Source organism: Bythopirellula sp., from assembly GCF_041737835.1.
GTDB lineage: Bacteria > Planctomycetota > Planctomycetia > Pirellulales > Lacipirellulaceae > Bythopirellula.
The window spans coordinates 1-23,516 of sequence record NZ_JBGSQY010000027.1; the positions used below are offsets into that span (position 1 = coordinate 1).

The following is a 23,516-nucleotide window of genomic DNA, read 5'->3' on the forward strand; positions in this document are numbered from 1 at the left end:
GCCCGGAGTTATAGAAGCGTTAAAAACTCCGGGCGCTAACGCTTACGGCTCGCCGGCCAAATTTTGTTGCTGAAATGGCCGCGCGGATGTGGTAAGAAAGATCGTAGACAGTAGGACTGTGGACGATGGTTTTTCGTAGGCCGGAACAAGCTGTGCGCAGTTCCGGTACGAAGCGGCACAGAGCAATAGGTGCCGGAACTGCGCGGAGCTTGTTCACGGCCTACATCTACAGTCCTCCCAATTTGCTTTGCAACATTTAAGAGGCCGCAAACCAAGCAAACCTCGCAAAGCTGGCAAACCTGAAGAGATACTGTTAGCCAGATTAATAATTACGAGTCGGAGACTCGTACCACACTGGATTTAAAAAACAATGATTCATGACAAATCGAAATAAACCCGGACAAGTTGGAAGAGTTGGAAAAGTTGGACGTCTTGACCAGCGGGCGATGGCGATCCGTTCGTCAGTACCCATACCGCGCGATGTAGTCGGCCCAGCGCTCGCGAATGACCTGACGTTGTTCCTCGGGCAAATCGTATTGATTAGGCCGATAGTTTTTGACTTCGGCCAAATGTTTTTGCAGAGACGGTTCGATCTGTGAAAAGTCGTCGAGCTCCAGCTGTTCGTAAACCGTACGAACCGACTCCAACGGGTTTTTCACCAGGTCCTCGTACTTCAATTCGATGAGTTGATTGCATGCGAGCAATTCGCGGTCGGCATTATAAGCCGCGTACATTCGCTCGAAAGTGCTCAGCACAAATTCATCGAGCCACAATTCATCACCCAAAGCCTGCACGCGTTGAACTTCGTTGAGCGATTTCCACAAACCAATGGTCGAGATAAACACTTCATAAGGATCACGCACGATATGCACGAATTTGGCTTGCGGATATAGCTGCCGCAGCGTGCGGACCCGTGCCGTGTGCGGCGGCGACTTCACCACGATCCGGCGAGGATCGCGATAAGTCACGCGGCGGAAGAAGTTATGCAGGGCAGCGCACCAATCTTCGCGCTGGGCATCGGTGAGGTTGTGCAGATCGAGATACTCTTCATCGGCAGGGCCGCGCTTGGGAAAGAGCATCGACAAATAGGGCGTTGGAACACCCAGGTTGCACAAAGCAAACTCGTCTTCTTGAGGACGCTTCCAACCCGCGGCCATGTTGTCCATGGGACGCCGTTTGGGGATGAGGATGCTCGTGAGGGGCGCAAGCCAACTTTCGGTAAGCACAAAATGATGGGGGACGAAGCACTGGTAGGTGCCAGGGAAAGTATGCCGTGGGTCGCGAATCAAAAGCTCGTGCAGGAACGTTGTTCCGGAGCGCCAATGCCCAAGGATGAACAACGGCGGCTGAGCGAGATCGACTTTTGCGATCCGCCGAGAGTAAATCAGGTGATCGAGCGTGGCCAGCGCGCTGTTGATAAATGTGACGCCGGTGATGCTCAGCGCCGTGTGCAACTTGCACAAGCCGACGTTGAAATCATTGCGAGCGAGTGTTTTCATCCACGTCGAGAAACACATCCCGTGCCAGAAGCGGGGTGTGTACCACGGCACGGGATTCTTGACGACTCGCTTATTGCGAGGAGCGGACAGTCGTTCGGAGATCACGCTCATCGCTACTTACTGATCTTGAAAGTCGGGAAGTTTATCGGGCAGACGTGTTGGGGAAGCGCGTCGCTGGGAAACGAACATTCTCGCGAGGCCAAAAATCATCGCCGCGAAAAGACAGCCTCCCACGACCAAGCCCCAAAGGCTCGGCTGCGCGGAGGGTTGTTTAAGCCACGTGACCGAAGCCGCCAGTATGATAGGAGTATAACGCTGTTGCTGGGCCTCTGTCTCCCCTGGGCCTTCGACGACTTTCCGCGAACGATACCGCCAGCCCTTGAAAAAGACGCCGTCGAACCGCACTCCCGCGCGAATCGCGTCGCCCGTGGGAAAATCTGCTGGCATTTGTGTCACGCAGCAAACGACCGGCAAGTTTTGCGAATCGGGCGTAAAAACTTCGAGTTCGTAGTACTCGCTGATTGGCTGTCCTACGGCAAGTTGTTCCTCGTCGCTTACGGATATCCGTACCGCACGACGAGCGGTTCCTTCGAGACGCACCAATTCACCCACCACTTGGCGGGGCTCCAAAAAAAGTGGTGCGACCGACGACAAACCGAGGTCTGCTTGTTTATTGATAGCAGTTGTCAACGCCGCACTGCGCTTCGAGTCGGGCGATTTGCTGAGTGCAACTTGCCGAGCAATGCTGGCCAGCGTTTCTCGTGCGAGTTCGCTGGTGGGAATTTTTTGCAATATCGCGAGACAAGTATAAAACGCTTGTGCCTCGCGGCCTTGTTCCGGAGAGATGAACGAACTCCCTTGCACGACGTCATCCCACAACGATGCATCCATGCCAAAGCGGGCGAGCAACAATTTGCCATCCGGCAGGCCGCTCGTGGGAAACCAAGCGAGATGGGTCGTCAAGAAAAGGGGCACTTCACCGGTATTGAGCAGCACGCCTTGAAACGACACCGCTTCGGCAAGGGGTTCGGTAAGGTTCCAGCGCTTGGGCACGCGAGTTGTTAACAGATCGATGCTGTTATTATCAGAGAGTTTCAAACGACAACGAAAGAGAGTTTTGATGTCCGATTGTTCGGCGAGTTTGCTGGGCAAAGATAGAGGTTCGATCGTTTCAACGGTTCCGGAGACTTCAAACAGTTCACCAACGTTTTCAGGAGCAAATTCTTGATTTGTCAGAATCCAGCTGGGTAGCTCGTTTCGATGTTGTTCGAGTCGCGAGACAATTTGCGAGATTGTCTTCCAGTTTGGTTCGCTTGGTTCGTTGGCTGAGATGCCGGTGAGATCGTCTGGACCGATATCGACGATTTCGAGCAAGCCGCGGAAGCCATTCTTTGTTGAGCCTGTTTGGGCTGAGCAATGGCTGGCGACCACGACTAGAAAAAGTAGTGCAGTAAAGAGGCGGAATGATTTCATCGCTCGGCCTCTGTGATCTCGGGGGGGAGTTTAATAATGATGTTTTGCTTACCAAGAGAAGAAGTAGGACGACGAGATTGCCGCCAGACGAACCAGCCGACGAATGATGCTATCGCAGCGCCGATAACAATTGCGGCCACAATATTTTGCCAGTTCACGTTTTGCCGTTTGATCGGGACAACTGTGGGAGGTTGCCAGTTGACGTTACTAGCTAAAATCACCGGCGCGAGGCCTAGCCCGTCTTGCCAGGCATACGACCAGTTTTTGAAGAAGATACCGTCAACGTGCAAGTCGGCATGGATGTCGTCACCGCGTGGAAATTTTGCAGGCAGGTTCAAACTATAAACAACCAACGGCCAAACACCGCCGCCCGTTGGTCGAATGACAAGACGATGATATTCATCGATCCCGATGTCATTGGTTGGAGCTTTGATCGTTTCCTCGCGCATGGCCGTGCCAGTAATAGTAACGACTTTACCGCGGTAAGTGTCTGGTTGCTTGATGAATTGGGCGTAAGTGATTTCACCGAGGGATTCTTGCTTGAGATTTTTTGAAGACAATGTTTGAAGATGTTTAAGGGTCGCAAACCACGCGGCATTCTCTTCCACACGGAAATAGGTATTGTCCTTCACGGCTGACAAATCAACAGCGGTTGACTTGGAAGAATTAACCACAGGGGCCGTTTGTGGCTGGCTCGATTCGGTAGACGTGGAGGCTAAGATCGCCACTTCAGGTTCGACATTTGAACCGTGAGAAGATGGACTTGTCGGTTCTTTTTGGACTGAGGGTGTAAATAACGAGTCAAACTTTTCGACGGTTTGGGGCTCCTGAAGAAAACGCATGAAGACAACGACCAGACAAGCAGCCGCGAACAGCATCCACAACCGCCAACGCTCGCGCACCGGGCCACGGCTTCGTCGTTGTTGTTCAATAGGTGAGCCAAATCTCAGCAAAAGTGCTTTTCCTTTAGTGGCGGATTTCAAACTTGTCATGATCAATATTAAGTGTAGTTGGCTAGTTCGGCCGGGAGCAATCAAGCCTTATAATCGTTCTATTCGGCATAGTTTACCCGTTTCCTTGCCGCCGGGGCTGCTGTTCCCGGCCTGAACATTGTGTAAAATAACTTATTCTGCCGGAACAGAAGAACTCCCCTCGGATCCACCAGACATGCCGCGTGATAGTCGGGCCCACGCTGGTTCGTTGCACGAATGCGCCGTCCTCTATTTGAGTTCCTTGCTTGCCGAGCGTAGCAAGGTCGGGTGGAAACTCTGTGCGTATCTTGTGGTGTGGGTGATCGTTGTCACCACTTCTGTTGCTTGGGGGCAAGACAAAAAAGCCCCCGAGGCCGACATTCCCACGCGTTTTCTGGAGAAGTTGCGCGAGCGGGGTTGGAATGACGTGGCCATCGACTACCTCGAGCAGGCTGAAGATGATCCGCTCACAACACAAGAATTTCTAGCTGACCGCGACTATCATCTGGCCGTAACGCGAGCGGCTATGGCTCGTCAAGCGGTGGGAGAAAATGAACGCCAGAATTTACTGCAACAAGCGGTCGAAGGTTTTCAAAAGTTTGCCAAAGAGCATTCTGGCTCTCCCCAATACATTTCCGCCTTGAGCCAAGTGGGCAACATGCTCACCGAGCAAGCGCTGGCAACGCTCAACAAGGCCGATCGGCTACCCAAGGAAGCGACGGCAGAACAAGAATCGCTTCGCGCTAGCGCTCGTGAGAATATTGAGCAAGCGGCGGCGGCGGTGAATCAACTGTTGACGAGTATCGACGACCAATTGTCTCAACTTCCTCGCGGAGCAGAACTTCAGGCCGACAAGGGTGCCGCGGCACTTAAACAAGACCTGCTAGCCAAGCAAGCCGAGGGACGTTTTCTGGCGGCGAATCTAAAGTTTGAAATCTCGCGAGCTTATCCCATCGATGCTCCGGAACGAGAACTAGCACTTGATACTGCTGCGGCATCGTTTGCAAAGCTGCGTAAAGACTATGAAAACAAGCTGGTCGGTTTCTATGCAGTGCTTTATGAAGGGCGCTGTTATCAGGCTGCTGGGGAGTTGAATAAGGCCCTCAAGACATTTGGCGAGCTCGTCAATCAGCCCGTCGGCCAGGCGGATTTTCGCAAACTTGTCTCTCGTGCGTACCGGTATCGCGCCGAATGCTATTTGGCCGAAGGGGAATATTACAAGGCGATCGAGGAATGTAGCGAATGGCTCAATCAGGCGAGTTCTGATGAGCTGAAACAGCCCGAATGGTTGGCGGTTGAATATCAATTGGCAACGGCTTACTCCGCCAAGGCGAGCAAGGACCCTGGCGGCGAAGATGCCAGTCGTCTCAGGACAGATGCTCGAAAACTCTTCCGCGAAGTGACGCGCCATCCTAGTGAATTTCAGGATGATGCACGGACCGCATTAGCTCTATCGGGGAACGAAGATTCCAGCCAAGTAGAGGTGACAGGTTTCGCAGATGCGTTTTCGGCTGGCAAGGCGGCACTTGAGCGAATGTCTTCAGCTCAGATGGCTGTCAATCTTGCAAAGGACAACAATCCTGAAGGCGTGGCCGATATTGAAGACCAAGTCTCGGCAAGTCGACAACAAGCGATCGATTACCTGCAACAAGCCTTGCCGTTTATCGATGAAAAGATCTCCCAGGATGATGCTGCGGCGGCACGTTATTACTTATGTTGGCTGTACTGGGACACCGGCAAGAGCCAGCAGGCTGCTGAATTAGGCCAGCTCATTACCGACGAACATGCCGAGACTCAATATGCACCCACGGCCGCCCGAGTCGCGCTCGGTGCGTATGAACGGCTTTACTTGGAAGCGAAGCAAGCCAATGCGCCCGATGCCGATGTCTATGCAGATAAGCTTCGTAGTATCGCCGAACTGATTATCGAGCGCTGGAACGATACCGAAGCAGCGACCAATGCCACAGAATTGCTGATCTCCCTTGCGATTCAAAAGAACGAATTCAATGAAGCTGACCGTCTACTCAATGAATTGCCTGAAGAGTCCCGAGGAGCGGCGGGGCTGAGTTTGGGCGGTTCATTATGGAGTCAGTACCTCCAGAAAGCTTCCAAATCACCCAATCAGACAATTGCGCAAATCGAAGGTCTCAAGAATCGGGCAGGAAAGCTGCTCTCAGCGGGTTATGAAGCGTTTGCCAAATCCTCGGATGTCACGACTGCTCAAGCCGCAGCAGTGCTGTATTACGTCCAGTTTCTGTTAGCCAGTGGAGACTCTGCCAAAGCTATTGAGGTGTTAGAGAATCCTTCGATTGGTCCTTTGAGTGTGATCAAACGGGGGGGCAAGGACGAGAAAGGACGGGCCTTTGCTTTAGAAGCAAGTAAGGCGGCACTGCGGTCGTATGTTTCTGTGGACCCTCCAAGGACTGATGATGCCATCGCCATGATGGAGCAATTGGAAAAGATCACCGGCGATTCCCCACAGGCTAGCAAGCAACTTACGGGAATTTATGTGACTTTAGGATTGCAGCTTCAAGATCAAATCAAGCAGCTCACCGCTGCCGGAGAGAAAGCAAAAGCAGCGGGCGTTGCCGCGGCATTTTCAAGCCTGCTCGAACGAGTGGCACAACGCGGCGACTCGAAAAGCTGGGCCGTGCAGAATTGGCTTGCTCAGACCAGTTTGCAACTGGGCAGCGGACTGAGCGGCAAAGATGCTGACCGCTATCTCAGTCAAGCGGAAGACGCCTATCGCAAGATACTAGCCGAGATCGGCAAAGACCCAAGTTTCGCGCCCAATGAATTGGCCGCCTTGGCGGTAAGAAAAAAGCTCGGTGAAACATTGCAAGCTCGGGGCAAATTTGCCTTGGCGGTGGAAGAATATGCCAAGATTCTTCAAGAGAAGCCCAACATGCTCGAATTGCAGCAAGACACCGCAGCTGCGTTGCAGGCCTGGGGAAACGTCGCGAAAGATCAAAAGACGTTGGAGAAATCGATCCATGGTATGACCCCCCAAGCCAACGGCAAGAACTTGATTTGGGGCTGGCTGCAGATTGCCGTCGTTTCTGATGCTGCCAAGCGGCAAGCCTTGCATCCTCGAGGTGACACGCCCCCGAATCAGGACTCAGCAGACAAATTTCAAGAACTCTATTTCGCAGCTAGATATCATGTCGTCGAAACACGTTTTCAAGCTGCGAAATTGTCAGATGTGGAGAGCAGAACCAAGCAACTTGAAGCTGTACGTCAGAATATTAATGCCCTGAAGCAGCTTTACCCAGATTTAGGTGGCGCCGATTGGCAAGCAAAGTTTGAGGCGCTCTTGAAAGAGGTTAATGTTTTGTTGAAGGAGGCAGGGAAATGAGCAGTCTCACGAGAATTAGCCTCGCGGTTGTCATTGTTTCCTTTTCAACGGTCGCACTCCACGCTCAAGCGACGGATCGCGTGCAGCGCGAGAGCGGCATCGATTCCGGGCAGATTACGGCAGTCACACCCCTAGGGGTTAGGATTTCCAAAGGGGGTGTTACCAGCAAAATCCCCGCTGAGGAGATCGAGAGCATTCAATACGCCGAGGAACCGCCAGAACTTAATAGCGTGCGTACACAATATCGCCGTGGCCGCTATGATACGGCTGCGGAGCGGCTTCAAAAAATTGATCGTACGAAAGTCACGCGTCCTGAAGTAATTCAAGATCTCGATTTTTACACTGCGGCTTGTAACTCCAATCTAGCGTTGGCCGGGAAGGGCGATCTTAAGAAATCGATCAATGAAATCGGCTCTTTTCTGAGTGGTCAACGCACGAGCTACCATGTTCCTGCGGCGATTGAGTTGCATGGCGATCTGTACCGCGCCGCCGGTGATTTGGATCTCGCTCGCAAAAAGTACGAAACTTTGGCCAAAGCTCCTTCTCCTTATTACAAATCGCGGTCGGCCTTGTTGATTGCGCAACTCCTGCAAGAACAAGGCAACCACACGGAGGCCCTGGCCCAGTTCGAAGGCTCTCTTCTTGCCGCGGGGACAAACACTTTAGCCGACGGCATGAAAAAGGAAGCGACTTTGGGGCGGGCCGTGAGTCTGGCGGCCACGGACAAAGTGGGCGAAGGAATTACAGTCATCAGGCAAGTCATTCAGCAAACTCCACTCAACGATACCGAGGCTTTGGCTCAGGGTTATAACGCCTTAGGGGATTGTTTACTGGCGGCGGGTAACAAACGGGGCGCCCGAGAGGCTTTTTTGCACGTCGATCTCTTGTTCAATGTTTCCTCGTCTGAACATGCCAAAGCTCTTGCTCGGCTGACGGATCTCTGGAAAACACTGCGTCAGCCGACCCGAGCCCAGGATGCCCAGCAACGGTTAAGCGACGAATATCCGCTAAGCCGTTGGGCGAGATGATAAGAGGAGTTGATTGTGGGAATTGTAGGGGTGCAAAGTTTGACATAGCGGTTGCATTCCGAGTTGGCCCGGCACGGTCCCCAGAGTACATTGAAGTTTCTAGCGATATTTTTGAGCATCCTTTTCGGATTGCGGAGCAGTTAATCATGCCAATGTTGCGTTCGGTTCGTCTCTTCGTGCTGTTGTTGGTCGCGATCTTTCATGTTTGTTCCGTGCCATCGACTCTTAGGGCTCAGGAGGAAGCCGAAGTGGTCGTTGAAGAAGATGCGGCTCCGGTGGCAGAGGCCGAAGTCGAGCAGATCAGCTACTTGCAATGGGCCGCCCAATCGCTGGGATGGATGTATGGCATCGCGTTTCTGGGCATGTCGTTTTCGCTGGTTGCTTTGATCATCATGAACGCGCTCTCGTCGCGTCGCTCGAATATGGTGCCGAGTCTGCTCATTGAGGATTTCGACAAACTGATCGATGCCAAGCAATATCAACAAGCTTACGATTTGGCAAAAACTGACGAATCGTTCTTGGGTCACGTGCTGGCGGCCGGCATGGCCAAGGTTTCCACCGGATATGAAGCAGCCGTCGAGTCCATGCAAAATATCGGTGAGGAAGAAAATATGAAGGTCGAGCATCGGCTCAGCTATCTGGCCCTGATCGGGTCGATTGCTCCGATGGTGGGACTTTTGGGAACGGTCGACGGCATGATCAGGTCTTTTAAGGTGATCGCCAATACCACGACCGGTGCCCCTGATCCTCAGTCGCTGGCCGAAGGGGTTGCGACCGCGTTGTTTACGACGTTGGTGGGCTTGCTGTTGGCGATCCCGGCAATCGCGGCATTCAACATCCTGCGAAACAGAATTGCCCGGAATGTGTTGGAGATCGGCGTCGTGAGCGAAGAAATGATGAGTCGTTTCAAAAAGTCGGCCTAAGCATTTGTCCTGGAGAGAATCGCCATGCGTATCAGGCGAAGAGGCCCGCAAGGTATCGTCGAAGGGGATATGACCCCGATGATCGATTGCGCCTTCCAATTGATCTCCTTTTTCATGTTCGTACTGAATTTTAACGACGTTGAACAAGACCAGCGAGTCACTTTGCCGGCCAGCGAATTGGCCAAGCCACCGGTTGCTCCCTACGACTATCCGCTGACAATTCATCTCACCAAGGACGATCATTTCGTGTATGGCGGGGAAGAACTGACGACGTTCGACGCGTTGCAATCTCAGCTTCTCAAAGAAACACAGATTATCAATCGGCTGACCGACAAGAAGATTGGCGACGTGACGGTCATTATCCGTGCCGACGAGGATGCAAAGACTGGCATGGTGCAGAAGGTGATCCAGGCTTGCCAGAAACTTGCCTTCGAGCGATTTGCCTTGCGCGGCAAGCAGAGTGAAATCCGCACGATCGGCGGCGGATAGTAAGACGTTTTCGGAACTTCTTGTTTCTCGCGCTTCACTTTTTGAATCGTTGCTATGAAATTCAACAGACACAGCCGCCATGACGAAGTCTTCGTGCAGATGACGCCGATGATCGACATTGTGTTTCAGTTGATGGTGTTCTTTGTCTTTACATTTAAGATCGTGCTGCCCGAAGGGGATTTCAACATCCGCATGCCGTCGGCTCCGCAAAGCTCGGCCAGCACGCCCAGCGAATCGCCGCTCTTGAAAGTGCGGCTGCGGGCCGACGAGAACGGCCAACTGGCCGGCGTGCAATTGGGAGACGTGGCGATTGCGGGTGACGCCCCGTTCTATCAACTGCAATCTAAGATTCGCAGCCTGATCGGCGACGCGGCGGGGCCTGGTTCCTCGGATCAGGAAGTCGAAATCGACGCCGATTTCAACTTGAAATACCGTTATGCCATGAACGCGATCACGGCCGTCACGGGTTATGTCGACGACAACGGTGAGCAGCATAAGCTCGTGGAACGGGTGCGGTTTTCGCCGTTGGCGACTCAGGGTGAGTGAGGCCCTGTGTCGTGGCGAAAATTTCGGGCGCGGACTCTCGCATTCACCGTTTCCCCGAAGGTATAATCACCCCCATGAGCACAGCCCAATCTTCTTTGTTCGAAAACGGCGATGCCGTGATCACGATCGTGCCGCTCGGTGAACTCACCAACGGCCAGGAAGCCGATTTCTTCGCTTTGCTGGCGGCTAAGGAAGAACTGACCACTCGCGACGGCAAGCCTTATTACCGCGTGACGTTTCGCGACGCGACGCGTGAGGTAAGTTTCCCCATCTGGAGCGATACCAGTTGGGCGACCGTTTGCAAGGAACAATGGACCGTCGGCGAGTTCTATAAGCTGCGTGCCCTTTATCGCGAAACCAACTACGGGCCACAATTGGAGATTCGTAAAATTCGCGGTGTCATTGACGCCGACGCCAACGATGGATTTACTCCAGCCATGTGCCTGCCGGCATCTCGTTTCGATCCGCAGGAAATGTACGAAGAGTTGATCGCCATCACGCGGGACATGATCGACGACGAAGAATTGTCGAACTTCGTGCAATCAATCCTAAAACAGTACCAAAGCATTTTGCTGACGTTGCCCGCGGCGAAGTATCACCACCACGCGCATTTGGGCGGGTTTTTGGAACACGTGCTGAATGTGGCGAGATCGTGCGTTTACTTCGCGGAAAAATACACCGACTTGTATCGCGATTTGCAGCCGCCGCTGGATAAGGGCCTCATCATCGCTGGCGGGATTCTGCACGACATCGGCAAGGTCCGCGAATTGACGACCACTCCCGCGGGTGCCGAGTACACGGCTTCCGGGAATTTGATCGGCCACATTCTGCAAGGCCGCGACATCGTTCGTGAAACGGCGCTTCATTACCCTCTCGATCCTGAAAAACTCCTGCGTTTGGAACACATCATCGTCACGCATCAGCGTCTGCCGGAATGGGGTTCCCCCAAACCGCCGATGACGCTTGAGGCTTTCATCGTTCACCATGCCGACGATCTCGACGCGAAGCTGCACATGATGGTTCTCGCGATCGAAGACGACGCCGAAGGACCATTCACGACGACTCGCAACCCGCTGCGGCAGAAGATCTATCGCGGCGGCGGCTTGGAAGAGGAGTGAGAAATTATGATTTAGGAATTATGATATATGATTGTAAACAATCAGAAATCATAATTCACAAATCAGAAAGTCTTCGCTTGTCTCATTTCAAGACTTCCAACTTGTCCAACTCTTCCAACTTGGCAGGGTTTATTTTGATTTTGTCAGTGCTTTATTTTTTCGTGTGGGATTAATTTTTTTGGTGTTAGCGCGCAGCTTCGCCGTCGACACTACGCTGAGCGCGGTGATTGTCATTCCCGCGCAGGCGGGAATCCAAATGTAGGCCGCGAACAAGCTCCGCGCAGTTCCGGCCTACAGGGACCATCGTCCACAGTCCTACTGTCTACGGTCCTTCATACCACATCCGCGCGGCCAAATCGCCTAGCCAAAAATAAAATTAGTTGCGGGGTCGCGATTCGAACAACATTACGGCATCGGGACGATGCCGGCTAACCCTATGCGGCCTTTGGGAGCTTTGGCAGCTTGCGGCCTTGGAGTTGATAGACGTAGGCCAGCACTTCGGCGACGGCGGCGTAACTGGAATCTGGAATCGGGTGGTTCACCTCGACTTCTTTATAAAGCAACTGCGCGAGCGGCTTGCGTTCGATCACGGGAATGTTGTTCTCGAGCGCTAAGCGGCGAATCCGCTGGGCGATCACTCCGGCCCCTTTGGCGACGACGACGGGGGCGCGCATCTCGTCGGGCTTGTATTGAATCGCCACGGCGAGCTCGGTCGGGTTTGTCACGATCACGTCGGCCTTGGGAACTTTGTCGCCAACGCGATTGAGGGCCATTTGCCGCTGCACGGCGCGACGGCGGGCGATGATCTGCGGATCGCCCTGCATGTTCTTCATTTCATCGAGCACCTCGCGATGGGTCATTTTGAGGTCTTGCTCGTGTTTCCATTTCTGAAACGCGTAATCGAAGATCGCGAGCACGAACAAGGCAATGCCCACCCAATAGGCAGTCGACAGCAAAATGTCGATGAGGAAGACGCCCAGTTCGGCTGTGTCGAAATCGTTGGAGTACAGCACTTGGGCGTAGCGTTGGTAAACGACAACCGCCGCAACGACCGAAACGATGGTGATCTTAAACATGCCGAAGCCAAGTTTCACCGCGCCTGAGATAGAAAGAATGCGTTTGAGGCCGCTCAAAGGGCTGAGGCGGCTGATGTCGGGAGAAAGGCGATCGGGGACAAACATGAACCCCGTTTGGAAGATGCTCGACATAGCGCCAGCCAGCGCCAAGAGTCCGAGAATGGGAAGCAATACGGCGCCCCAAGTGCTCAATAAGAATTGTGACTCGCTAATCCAGTCGGTGCTATGAAGTGTGAGTTGATGCACGTCGCCGAGCTGATGGCGGAGGAAGCCACCAGCGAGGTCCACCGCGGCACCGCCCCACGAGCGAAGTAACATCACTCCGATGATCAGCAGCGCCGCCGATCCGAGGTCCTGGCTGTGTACGACTTGACCCTGCTTACGCGCTTCATCGCGGCGATGCTGGGTGGGGTCTTGTGTTTTTTCGCCCGACTCTTCGGCCATGTTCCGTTACTACCGATTTAAGGGGCGGGGGAAGCGGGTGTGAGTGCGGACTTCAAAACGTCGAGGGCTGTGCCCGTTTGTTGAGGGAAGGCCCAGGCGATCACACCGACGGACGTAAACAAACAGCCGAGCGATAACAGCGAGTTGACGCCGAAGCCGACGGCGAGGATGTTGATTTGGGGGAGCGTGCGGCCAATGAGACCGAGCACCAGCGTTGCTAAGAGTAACGCGGTCATCGCGGGTGCCGCGGCGCGGAGGCCAAGCGCGAAGCTTTGTCCCATCAAGATGGTGAGGGCGTTCACATAGTCGGAGCCGAGATTGGCTTCACCCGGCGGCAAGGTGTGAAAGGATTCGAGCAGGGCATCCATCGTAAGGCGATGACCGTCGAGCAGCACAAACATGGTGAGTGTGAGAAAGAAAAAGAACTGCGAATAGACGGATACACTTTCTTCCAGTTCGGGATCGAAGGCTTCGGCGATCGCCGTGCCACCGAGTTGGCTGATGATTTGGCCGGTGATTTGAATCCCGTTGAGGAGGATCGTGATTCCCACGCCGAAGAGCATGCCGATGAGGACTTCGCTCAGCAAATGCTTGGCGAAAACCGGCAAGTTACCCATATCGACGGTCGAATGCTTAGCTAGTAGAGGCGTGACCAACAATGAAATCATGAGGGCGATGAGCGCCCGGCCTTGGAGCGGCATCGAGCGATTGCCGAAGATGGGGGCGGTCATGATGAGTGCCCCAACGCGGCCGAGCACCAGCGTGTAGGTGCCTAAGTGAACGAGCAGCAGCTTTTCCAGCAACGTCATGACAAATCGCGGGGGACGCCGCTACAGCGTGTTAGGGATGTTCGAAATCAGCCGTTCGGAATAACTCACAAGTTGCGACAGCACCCAGGGGAGCGAGAGTGCCAGCGCGACCGCCATAGCGATCAGTTTCGGCACGAACGCAACCGTTTGTTCTTGAATTTGCGTAAGCGCCTGCATCAAACCAATGATGAGGCCCACGATCATGCCCGCCAGTAAAATTGGTGCGGCGATGAGCATGGCGATATAGAGCGCCTCGCGGCTGAGATCGATGGCTTGTTGTGGATCCATGATTGATTATCCCAGCACGAAAAAGCTATCGAGCAACATTTCCACGACCAACCGCCAGCCATCGACCAGCACGAACAACAGAAGCTTGAAAGGCAACGAAATCAGCACGGGAGGCAACATCAGCATGCCCATGGAGATGGTCACGCAGGCCACCACGATGTCGAGAATCACAAACGGCAGATAAACTTGAAAGCCAATCAAAAACGCCGTTTTCAACTCGCTGAGCATGTAAGCTGGCAGCAAGGCTTGCAGCGGGACGTTCTTTTCTTCGCCCGTGGCACCGTAATAAACGTAGTCGGGATACTCGCCGGTCTCGGGATTGATTTCCTCGGGCATGTAACGCAAGAACAAATAGACATCGTCGTCGTTTTCGGTGCGAACAATCTGATCGGCCATGAACTTACGAATCGGCTCGGTGCCACGGTTCCAAGCTTCTTCCATGCCGATTTCTTTGTCGGTGTAGGGCTTGATCGCATCGTTGTAGACGGCCGTCCAAACGGGGCTCATCACCAACAGCGTCATGAAGAGCGCAATGGAAGTGATGACTTGGCTGGGAGGAAGCTGCTGCGTGCCGATGGCTTGTCGCATCAGGCCGAGGACGACCAAGATACGGACAAAACTGGTGGTCATCAGCAACAGGGCAGGGGCTAAGCTCACCACGGTGAGCAGCAGCATGATCTGAATCGAAGAAGTCAATCCTTCAGGACTGGTCCATTCCTGAGGACCTCCCAGATTGCCCGGCAGAAAATTGGGACCGGCCAGCGCCGAGGGACTTGCGGCTGTTTGCGCAAGCGCATGATCACCCACCGCCACAAAGGCAGTGATGAGTACAAGCGAGCGAATTGCCGTGCGAAGATCCATGAAAATTAAACTATCCGCGTGCGGTGCGTGCGTAGGTTGCGGCTTCTTTGCCGAGAAAACCGCGCGTGGGTTCCTTGGCCATTTGTTGCAGCATGCGTTGGAATTCGACCGACGTACTTTGCTTGTTCCCCTTCATGCAGAGGGCGAGCAAGCGTTCAACTTCCGCCGGTTCGGTCACTTCGGTAATCGTGTCGGTCCGGTCGCCGGAAATGGAAATAAGGACGAGCTTATTGCCGACTTGCAGCAAATGGGCGAATTGCTTGGGAGTGAGTGGAATGCGTCCCAACATCGCCACGGCGTCACGTGGCAACGGAGACATGGGGTTCGGACCGCTGCGGCGCATCAGAGTCAAGCACAGCAGGAATAATCCTACGACAAGGACCAAGCCTGCTCCGGCGGTGCCAAGTGAACCAAACTGGGGAAGCTGAAAAGGGAGTTGGCTGGTACGTGGCTTCTCGCCAGGGACAGCGGGCAACAGATCGGCCCGTGAAAGGGGCGCGAGACGGCGCACATCTTTGGGTGGTTCGGTTATCGCGGGTGTCGTCGTTGACGTTGGGATCACGGCTGGATCGTGGCGAATTATTGTTTCAGGAAGCGGGGCAGGGGGCGCTTGTTCAAGACTGAGATTGGTTTCAGCCGCGGCGGGAAGGGGTGCGGCCGTGGTTTGTGGTTCGGCCTCTTTGCGATCGAATGAGAACAGGACGTTGGGATCAGATTCTTGTTGCGCGCGGAGGGATGCTGTGCTCATCGTGAGCAACATGACAAGCACGCAGGAAGCGATAAACATCCGCTGAAGGATCATGATCGTTCGCAATTGACTGGAAGGCTGATGAAGCACTGCTGGGCAAGCCAGCAGTGGCACCCACAAGATAAGGCAGCAATGCACCCATAAACGCAGTGGGGCTTATAGAAATCGCCGTGGAAATCAGCCAGATCAGTTGCGTGTTGCAGGCACTCGCTAGGCGGTGCTAGCAAGGCATTTAAGCGGCTTCACCGACGATCAATTCGGCGACGCGAATGCAGAAGTTGTCGTTCAAGACCAAGACTTCGCCGCGGGCGATCAGCCGGCCGTTGACGAAAATATCAGCCGGATCACCGGCGAGCTTATCCAGAGGCACGACGGCCCCTTTGCGGAGTTGCAGCACGTCTTCCAAGTGCATGTGCGTGCGCCCAAGCTCGACCGTCATATCGAGTTGCACGTCGCGCATGAGTTCGAGCGTGGCAGCATCGGAATTGGCCGACGAGCCGCGGAATTTTTCGAATTCAAAGGTTCGCATGCCTACAGGAAGGGGCTGCATCGAATCTTTGCCTGAATCAAGCGAAGCCAGTGCTTCCTCGGCTTTGTTGAGTAGCAATTCGATGTCGTCTTGGGAAACTCCCTCATAGCCAACGGTAGGCTTGGCACTGACCGAGGGTTTCACGGGCGGAGCAGCGGCTGGAGCACCCGCTCCGAGCAGAGCGTCGATATCCGACTGATCGACGGACTGGCTTGGCGCTGGATTCGCTTGGCGCAGCAGTTCTTCGATTTCGTTTTGATTGACTTTTTTCGAGTCGTCCGCCATGGGAATCCTTCCAAACGCGGTATGCTAGCACGCGTCCTGCGTGCATCATGCGAAATAAGCTTGGCGAACTGAGTCGCCTTTATCGGTATCGGCAGATTTACCGTTCGATAAACGAAAACTTACTGAAGATTGCTTCGTTCAGCAGCGGCTTGCCGAGAGTGCGATTCGTTTTCTCTAAAATTTGGCGTTTCAGCAAGCCCAAGTCCGGATCGCTCAGATCGGCGACTTCGGCCGCGCGGACGGTTACGAGAATCTGTTCCCGCAGACGAACCTGATTGGCTTCGTATAAGTGACTGAATTCTGGCTCTTCTTTTGCTAGCACCGTGCCATAAAGTTCGAAGTCGATATTCAAACTTGTGCCGGTGTCGGTATTGAACGTCACGACGTGATAGCTGCCGAGCTTAACTTCGCGCATGTCGTGCGAGCCTGGAGCGCCGTGGGCGTCGGCGTCGATTTCTGCATCCGCGGCCGCGACTGCGGCGTGTGCGTCCGCTTCCTCGGCTTCTTGGACGGCATCGGCAGCGACGAGCTTCTCGGCGATATCAGTGGTTTCCTTGGCCGAGGGCATTAACATCGAAACGCCTACCAATTGCAACAACACTAGAACCGAGACCACGGCCAAGGCTTTGATGAGGGTCATGAAGCCGGGCTTTTTGACGGCAGGTGCTTCCGCTTGGGGCGCAGGATGGGCAGCAGTCGCAGCAGACATGTCTAATCCTTCGAGAAATCACGTTCACTGAATTACGCGCAATTGTAGGTCATGATTTTGCACGCTTTCTGACCGTCGGCGGAATCGTTACAACCGGTCCGAATCCTCCTCAAGCAAGCGAATTTCTACCCGGGAATTCTCGCGAAGTCGCAGCACGTCTGCGCCGTTGTAGAGTGGTTCGCTCATCCCCGCATTGGCCAAGCGGATGCGGTTGGGATTGATGCCTTGCTCGACCAGGAACTTCATCGTGCTGTGGCAGCGACGGTCGGCAAGGTCCCAGACGTCACGAATACCGCTGTGGGGATCAATAGTTATCTGAGTGGCATGGCCACGGATCTCGATGCGAACTTCGGAAGCGTTGAGTTGCCGTGCGATTTGGTGCAGGGCTCGTTTGTTTGCTTCGGTAAGCTCGGTTGCTGATTCCTCAAACAGGAAGATGCCACCGGGAAGCGTATCGTCTTGCTGAAGGGCGTCGGGGATGTCGTCCCCTTGAGCCGCCACGACGAGATTTTTCTCCGACTCGCCGTGTGCGGGGTTATGGCCGAACTGCTCTTGGAGCAAAGTGACAAGCGATTGAAACTGCTTGGGGGATTCAAAATTGCTCATCGACACGAGCATGATAAAGAACGCCAAGAGCAACGACATCATGTCGGCAAACGTGACGAACCATTCCGGGACGGAGTGGGTTGGTTCTTCTTCAAATTCAAATGTGTGCATCAACTCACCCTCCGCATCAGGCGGCACGGCGCTTTTCGGTGGCGGTTTCTTGCCGTATCGTGGGGCGGATTTCGCTCAGCGTACGATCAGGATCGAACGATTTGAGCTTTTGTTCGAGCAGGCGAGGATGCTCGCCGGCTTGGATTGCCAGCACACCCCGAACGATGAGCTCCATCGCCAAGAGTTCCTGACGGCTGGTGAATTTGAGTTTCTCGGCTATGGGCAGAAACACCACATTGGCCGCCAGTGCTCCGTAGAGCGTGGTGAGCAACGCCACCGCCATGCCTGAGCCGATTTTCGACGGATCGCGCATGTTGCCGAGCATCATTACGAGCCCCATCAAGGTGCCGATCATGCCAAAGGCGGGCGAGAAACGACCCATGCAATCGATCACCCCCTTGCCGTCGCGATGGCGGTGCGCCACCGCGGAGAGTTCGGTTCGCAAAATATCTTCCGTCACCTCGGGGCGCGTGCCGTCGATGGCCAACTGCACGCCCAACAGCAGAAAGGGGTGTCGAATCTTTGTAAGCTGCGTTTCCAACGAAAGCAAGCCATGACGGCGGGCCAACTCGGCTAGGCGTACAATTTCGCCCGACAGCTGGGGCACGGATTCCAGCCGGTAGAACAACGACTTGGCCGTCACGCGAAACACACTGGCGAAGTTTCGCAGAGGAAACGAAACCAGCGCAGAGGCCATTGCTCCCCCCAACACGATCAGCGCCGAGGGGAGATCGATGAACGCCGCGAACGAACCGCCACCGAGCGCGATCGAGCTCACGATCAACGAAACGGCAACGGCGAGTCCGAGCAACGTGGCGATATCCATAAAACTTTCAGCGATAAAAACTCTTAGCTAACCCGGTTCAAATTACCGCTGAAGCGCCATCAACTCATCGAGCAATTCTTGCACGGCTGTGATGACTCGCGCGCCGCCGCGATATTGCGTCGACGCTAGAATCAAATCGATCAAGTTTTGACCGATGTCTGTGTTAGACAACTCCACGGCACCAGCAGTGAGCGAACCGATACCGGCATCGCCGGGGATGCCGTATTGCGGCTGTCCCGAGTTCACGCCGATCGTGTACATATTGTTGCCGACTTGGAGCAAACCGGTGTTGTTAATAAACCGAGACATCACGATCTGGCCGAGCGTTTGGCCGATGCCGTTGCTGTAGACGCCACGGATTTCGCCCGTTTCGGTGATTGAGAAGTCGGTGAGCACGCCGGGCGGGAAGCCGTCCTGCGTGGTGAAGTTGAGCCGACTTGTGCCCTGTTCCTTGCCGTTGGTTTGCGAGAAATCAAGTTGAAAGTCGAGTGGCGATTCCGAGGCGGTGTCATTTCGTTCGATCACCACCGTGAGGTTACCGCTGTTGGCGAGGTCAAACACGCCATTGTCGTCATAGCTGATGAGACCCGTGCCGACCACCGTGCTGTCGCCTGTGAGGGGCTCGTTATCACCCGAGGTGGCGAACCAGCGCCAGACGGTCGAACTGTCGTTCTTTTGTTCGACCACCGTGGTGAGTTGTACAGTCAGCGGCACGCCTAGACTGTCGTAAACGACGAACTCTGTGGAGGTTCCTTCTCCGGCAGCCTGTTGAATCTGATCGAAACCCAAGTTTTTGGTTTCCGGCCGACCTGTGGAAGTTGGCGTGAATTCTAAAGACGCCGGTCCGATTTGTAGGGCATTGGCGATACCTTTGTTGGCCTCAACAGTGATCCGTCCGTCGAGTACTACAATTGAGGACGCATCGGGGACGTTCGTGTCGATACCCATCGATTCTTGCAAGAATCGCATGTAGTCGAGAACCGTCGACGTTGCAGTCACTTCGAAAGTTTTGGTCGGAATCGCTTTGCCACCTTTGGTCGCGTCAAAAGTGAGGACACCCGGGCCGGAGAAGACCTTGGTATAGTCACCCCCGCTGCGTTGGACGACGTCGGTCAGCAATGTGTCGTTCGTAATCTTGGGGCCATCGAGATCGATCAAATCTTCGTTTTCGATACTCGCATCAGAGGCGGAATCCATGTAGCTCTGTTGACCCGCAGGGATAGTCGCGAGTCGATGGAATTGGCTGTTGTCGTCCGAGGTGGTTCGATAAAGACGGATTTGAGTAAAGCCTGCGGCAATGGCATCAGCGGAGGGTTGAGGGATATCGGTAATACGAATTCTTTGATTGGACGAATTGATCGAGATCGGTCCTTGCAAAGAATTTGGCCGTGTTTCGATGCCATCCGATAAGCGGTAGTAGGTGACGTAGTAACTGTAGTTGCCAGAGTTTTCTAGGGATGACGTGTCGAGAGCATTGGCTGGAACAGTCAACGCTCCATCAAGCACGGTATCGGTAAAGGTCGTATCCGTGGCGTTCAGGGGCGCGGCATTGACTCGGTAATATTCCACGCCACCCGCTGTTGTGCGGTAAATATTACGTCCTACATAATTCGCTCCATCGGCAGTGGGCAGATTGCTGAGATCAATATCACCGCCGGTCGAATTGACCGTGAAAGCTGTGGAGCCCGCGGATTCATTGCCATCGGAGTCTACATAAGTGACTCGGTAGGAATATGCGCCCGCGGGAATCGTGGCCGATCCGTCGCCAGCGCCGGTCGAGGTGGAAACATCAATTGGCGGAGTGGAAAGAAAGCTGCCAGTGGCGAAATTTTGCGGTATGGGGAATGAAGCGTTGCCTAGCACATCCGATTCGATGATGTTGGCAACACCGACCGCGGCACTGGGGCTCAGCGTTCCCGAAAACGATGCCGCGCTGGTGACCTTGTTGACCACGCTGCCGCCGATGGGAATCACGAGCGGTTCGAGATTCTCTGTGATGACGCCGTTGACGGCGTTGTAGCCGAGCACGCGGTTGCCGTTGATCGTGATGACTTCGTTATTCTGGTTGGTTTTGAGTTGACCATTGCGAGTGTAAAGCTGCTCCCCTTGGCCACCTTGGACAATCAAAAAGCCGTCTCCTTGAATGGCCACATCCAAGGGGTTCGAGCTGATCTCGATGGTTCCTTGGGTGAAGTCGGGAGAAATTTCGGCCACTTTCACACCTAAACCAATCTGCCGAGGGTTGGTGCCACCATTGCCACTGCCGGGAGCAGCACCGATGCTGACCGTTTGCAAGAACTGGGTCGCGAAGTTGACGCCCGATTCCTTGAAGCCAACCGTCTGCGCGTTGGCGACGTTGTTGCCGGCGACGTCGATGATCGTTTCGGCGGCATTGAGGCCCGTCAAAGCCGTGCTTAGTGCGGATTGCAAACCCATGGTACAGTCCTCGCGTTCAAATTTGGGGTCGTTGGTTTGTGGGGAGCGCGCTCCGCGTTGCTTTGCAACTCGTCGCGGTTAACACACGATTAGGTTTCGGTGGTGTCGGGGTCGGGGGTGGTGTCGGGATCGGTTGGATCGGGATCCGTCGTGTCTGGGTCGGTTGGTTCTGGTGCCGTGGCGGGGGGACGGATTTCGCCGACGTTGTTGAGGCTCACTTCATAAGTGCGCCCTGCGTTGAGTACCATTCGCGGCGTGCCGTTGAGCACGGTTGCGGAAAGGTCTTCATCGGAGGTGGTGTCGTGGAACGTGGCGGTCTTGCCACTATTGATCGTGCCGACCAAGTGATACTGGCCCTCGCCGCCGACCTTGGTGCGATAAATTTGCTTGGCCTTAGATGTTTCCGGAAGGTTGGCGAGCATGACAGACTTGCCGTCCGCATCCACGGATACGGGGGTTGTTGTTTCGATGCCCAAGAGCGTACCGTCGGAGGCTTCCCAGGTGATCATGTAGCGATAGTCGCCTTCGGCCAGTTCGCCTTCTTCGTCGGAGACACTCGCCCCTGCGTTTTCTTGGAGATGAAGCTTGGCGACACCTTCTGAGATGCCGACTTTTTTGACCGTACCGGTGACGCGTTGGTTGTCGTCAGAAATGGCGTCGATCTCGGCACCGATCAAGTTGGTGGCACTCGCGATGTTCTGACCAAGCAGCACCGAGTCGAGCGTTTGCGTGAGGCTTTCGCTCGCGGCGATCTCGCGCATCTGGCCGATCTGAGCGAGCATTTGATCGTTTTCCATCGGATTGAGCGGATCTTGATTCTGGAGCTCGGTAATCATGAGCTTCAGAAAGTCGTCGACGTTCATATCTCGGATCGCACTGCTGCCCGATTGGTTGCCGGTGAGCGAATTGGCGACGGTGTTGATTTGCGACATATTAGGAATCTCGGTTTGTAGTGAAACCTGTGTGTGTTATTAAATTCTCACGTCGAGGCCGGCGTCGGTGGCAGTACCCGAACTGCGTGTCACGCGAGTTGTGAGAATCTCGCTGTTGGTCGATTGTGTGCGTATGCGATTTTGCGCGACGCCACGCTGCGATTGTTGTTCTGTTTGTTGTTCGCGGGCATTGGCCTGGCCGTCGGGTTGCCCTCCTTCGCGGCGGATATCGACTTCGAACTTTTCGATGCGAATATCTTGCTCGGCGAGACGTTGGCGCAGCGCTGGCAGATTGTCGAGTAGCACTCGGCGGGCGTCGGCCGTTTCGGCTTCAAGGTTGGCGGACAGCACGCCGTTGCGAACCGCGATCTCAATGCGGAGTGAACCCAACTCGGGGGGACTGAGCCGCAACTGAATGTGACCCTCATTGTTCTGTGCCGAACGGAACGCGTTGGCGACACGCTGCACGAACCGGGCGCGATCGATTGTGGGGAGCGTCGGATCGGAATCTTGCTTGGTGACCGGGGCGGAATTCGCTCCGTGCCAACTTGTTGACGGTTGAGCCGTGATTTGGCCTGTGGTCGTTGGAGTGGCTGGAGTTGTCGCTTCGGGTGTTTTGACGCTGAGTTCCGACGTTTTGCCATCGGATTCGGAGATGGTTTGCGTGGCCTCTTTCGCCGCCAATTCTGGAATTTGCGTGTCGATTTCCAGAACCGATATTTCTTCGGCAGCTTCGTCTTCGGAGTCGGTTGTAGGCGGCACTTTCGAATCAGCAGTTGCGTCTTGTGCGATGACAGGATCAACAATCGGTGCAGCAGGTAATTCGGCTTGCGATTCTCCAGCACCTTGCTCGGCAGTAGCAGCGGTTTCTTCGACCACGGCAACCATCGTATCTGTGGTGAATGTCGAGTTATTTGCGGCCGTGGTGTCGGACAAAATCGGTTCGGTCTTTGTCGCGGCAGCCAATTCGTCAATCCACTGCGGAGCCGTCGCTGATTCGCCTGTTGGCAATTGCTCGGCTTGTGGCATCACCGTGATGGGCTCCGCGGTCAGTTCTTCCCCCGTGAATTCAACGGCGGTGATGATCTCTGTGGGCGGAGTGACAGTCACGCTTGCCACGGCGGACAGTAACACTTCGTCGACGATGGTGGCATCGGTTTCCTCGTCGGTCGCAGTTTCAGATTCGATGAGCGTGGTGTTGGCTTCTTCGTCGGGTGACGACGTGGTTCCTTGTTGGTCGCCGCTGGTGGTCGCACTCTCCACGGATTTACGCGTCTGAGTGCTTTGATCTTTGCCAGGCTTTTCGGAGGCTGTTTGTGACGAGGCCGCTTGTCGAAGGTAATTATCAAATTCTTCGGCCGAATCGCGCGCGGCAGCCGGCGCGGCCGGCTTGACGGGCGTGGTAGTCACTTTCAGCAAAGTGTCGATCGTGGAACTCATGACAAAACTTTCCC

21 protein-coding genes are annotated in these 23,516 nt (G+C 54.6%); 6 read left to right on the forward strand and 15 right to left on the reverse strand.

The window, feature by feature from the left end; all coding sequences use genetic code 11:
- Positions 1-461: 461 nt before the first annotated feature.
- From AC6T8Q_RS08170 to AC6T8Q_RS08180, 3 genes are read right to left on the reverse strand one after another with little or no spacing between them, the layout of a single operon-like run.
- Positions 462-1,610: a sulfotransferase family protein gene (locus tag AC6T8Q_RS08170; protein ID WP_500678605.1), complete on the reverse strand. Its 1,149-nt coding sequence runs from the start codon at positions 1,608-1,610 to the stop codon at positions 462-464.
- 6 nt (positions 1,611-1,616) lie between these two features.
- Positions 1,617-2,972, reverse strand: a complete 1,356-nt coding sequence (locus AC6T8Q_RS08175; protein WP_500678606.1) for a hypothetical protein — start codon at positions 2,970-2,972, stop codon at positions 1,617-1,619.
- Complete coding sequence (locus AC6T8Q_RS08180; protein WP_500678607.1) at positions 2,969-3,964, reverse strand: hypothetical protein; 996 nt, start codon at positions 3,962-3,964, stop codon at positions 2,969-2,971. Before AC6T8Q_RS08180 ends, AC6T8Q_RS08175 begins: the two co-directional genes overlap by 4 nt.
- A gap of 175 nt (positions 3,965-4,139) precedes the next feature.
- Here AC6T8Q_RS08180 and AC6T8Q_RS08185 point away from each other — a divergent pair, with 175 nt between their 5' ends.
- The 6 genes from AC6T8Q_RS08185 to AC6T8Q_RS08210 all read left to right on the forward strand — a co-directional run bounded on the left by AC6T8Q_RS08185 (position 4,140) and on the right by AC6T8Q_RS08210 (position 11,402).
- On the forward strand, positions 4,140-7,298 hold the full coding sequence (locus AC6T8Q_RS08185) for a hypothetical protein (RefSeq protein ID WP_500678608.1): 3,159 nt from the start codon (positions 4,140-4,142) through the stop codon (positions 7,296-7,298).
- Positions 7,295-8,326 carry a tetratricopeptide repeat protein gene (locus AC6T8Q_RS08190; protein WP_500678609.1) on the forward strand — a complete coding sequence of 344 codons (1,032 nt, stop codon included), beginning with the start codon at positions 7,295-7,297 and terminating at the stop codon, positions 8,324-8,326. Before AC6T8Q_RS08185 ends, AC6T8Q_RS08190 begins: the two co-directional genes overlap by 4 nt.
- Before the next feature lie 146 nt (positions 8,327-8,472).
- On the forward strand, positions 8,473-9,249 hold the full coding sequence (locus tag AC6T8Q_RS08195; protein ID WP_500678610.1) for a MotA/TolQ/ExbB proton channel family protein: 777 nt from the start codon (positions 8,473-8,475) through the stop codon (positions 9,247-9,249).
- A gap of 24 nt (positions 9,250-9,273) precedes the next feature.
- A complete protein-coding gene (locus tag AC6T8Q_RS08200) occupies positions 9,274-9,738 on the forward strand; it encodes an ExbD/TolR family protein (protein ID WP_500678611.1) in 465 nt (154 codons plus the stop codon).
- A gap of 54 nt (positions 9,739-9,792) precedes the next feature.
- Positions 9,793-10,284 (forward strand): ExbD/TolR family protein, encoded by a 492-nt coding sequence (locus tag AC6T8Q_RS08205; protein ID WP_500678612.1) that lies wholly within the window; start codon positions 9,793-9,795, stop codon positions 10,282-10,284.
- Between the two features lie 74 nt (positions 10,285-10,358).
- Entirely contained in the window at positions 10,359-11,402 is a 1,044-nt protein-coding gene (locus tag AC6T8Q_RS08210; RefSeq protein WP_500678613.1) for a 3'-5' exoribonuclease YhaM family protein, read from the forward strand.
- 434 nt (positions 11,403-11,836) lie between these two features.
- Here AC6T8Q_RS08210 and AC6T8Q_RS08215 read toward each other — a convergent pair whose 3' ends face one another.
- From AC6T8Q_RS08215 to AC6T8Q_RS08270, 12 genes are all read right to left on the reverse strand, one after another.
- Positions 11,837-12,922: an EscU/YscU/HrcU family type III secretion system export apparatus switch protein gene (locus tag AC6T8Q_RS08215; RefSeq protein ID WP_500678614.1), complete on the reverse strand. Its 1,086-nt coding sequence runs from the start codon at positions 12,920-12,922 to the stop codon at positions 11,837-11,839.
- 17 nt (positions 12,923-12,939) lie between these two features.
- Positions 12,940-13,731, reverse strand: a complete 792-nt coding sequence (fliR, locus tag AC6T8Q_RS08220; RefSeq protein ID WP_500678615.1) for a flagellar biosynthetic protein FliR — start codon at positions 13,729-13,731, stop codon at positions 12,940-12,942.
- A gap of 21 nt (positions 13,732-13,752) precedes the next feature.
- Positions 13,753-14,019, reverse strand: a complete 267-nt coding sequence (fliQ, locus tag AC6T8Q_RS08225) for a flagellar biosynthesis protein FliQ (RefSeq protein ID WP_500678616.1) — start codon at positions 14,017-14,019, stop codon at positions 13,753-13,755.
- 6 nt (positions 14,020-14,025) lie between these two features.
- Positions 14,026-14,880, reverse strand: a complete 855-nt coding sequence (fliP, locus tag AC6T8Q_RS08230; RefSeq protein ID WP_500678617.1) for a flagellar type III secretion system pore protein FliP — start codon at positions 14,878-14,880, stop codon at positions 14,026-14,028.
- A gap of 10 nt (positions 14,881-14,890) precedes the next feature.
- Positions 14,891-15,628: a flagellar biosynthetic protein FliO gene (locus AC6T8Q_RS08235; protein WP_500678618.1), complete on the reverse strand. Its 738-nt coding sequence runs from the start codon at positions 15,626-15,628 to the stop codon at positions 14,891-14,893.
- 232 nt (positions 15,629-15,860) lie between these two features.
- The gene (gene fliN, locus AC6T8Q_RS08240; RefSeq protein ID WP_500678619.1) at positions 15,861-16,442 is read right to left on the reverse strand and encodes a flagellar motor switch protein FliN; all 582 of its coding nucleotides are present in this window, start codon (positions 16,440-16,442) and stop codon (positions 15,861-15,863) included.
- A gap of 97 nt (positions 16,443-16,539) precedes the next feature.
- Positions 16,540-17,151, reverse strand: a complete 612-nt coding sequence (locus AC6T8Q_RS08245; protein WP_500678620.1) for a hypothetical protein — start codon at positions 17,149-17,151, stop codon at positions 16,540-16,542.
- A gap of 87 nt (positions 17,152-17,238) precedes the next feature.
- Positions 17,239-17,868 carry an OmpA/MotB family protein gene (locus AC6T8Q_RS08250; protein WP_500678621.1) on the reverse strand — a complete coding sequence of 210 codons (630 nt, stop codon included), beginning with the start codon at positions 17,866-17,868 and terminating at the stop codon, positions 17,239-17,241.
- A 16-nt stretch (positions 17,869-17,884) separates the two neighbouring features.
- Positions 17,885-18,694, reverse strand: a complete 810-nt coding sequence (locus AC6T8Q_RS08255) for a motility protein A (protein WP_500678622.1) — start codon at positions 18,692-18,694, stop codon at positions 17,885-17,887.
- A 42-nt stretch (positions 18,695-18,736) separates the two neighbouring features.
- Complete coding sequence (locus AC6T8Q_RS08260; RefSeq protein ID WP_500678623.1) at positions 18,737-21,130, reverse strand: flagellar hook-basal body complex protein; 2,394 nt, start codon at positions 21,128-21,130, stop codon at positions 18,737-18,739.
- Positions 21,131-21,219: 89 nt separating this feature from the next.
- Complete coding sequence (locus AC6T8Q_RS08265; protein ID WP_500678624.1) at positions 21,220-22,062, reverse strand: flagellar hook assembly protein FlgD; 843 nt, start codon at positions 22,060-22,062, stop codon at positions 21,220-21,222.
- A gap of 39 nt (positions 22,063-22,101) precedes the next feature.
- Positions 22,102-23,502, reverse strand: coding sequence for a flagellar hook-length control protein FliK (locus tag AC6T8Q_RS08270; protein ID WP_500678625.1), 1,401 nt, complete (start codon positions 23,500-23,502; stop codon positions 22,102-22,104).
- Positions 23,503-23,516: the final 14 nt, after the last annotated feature.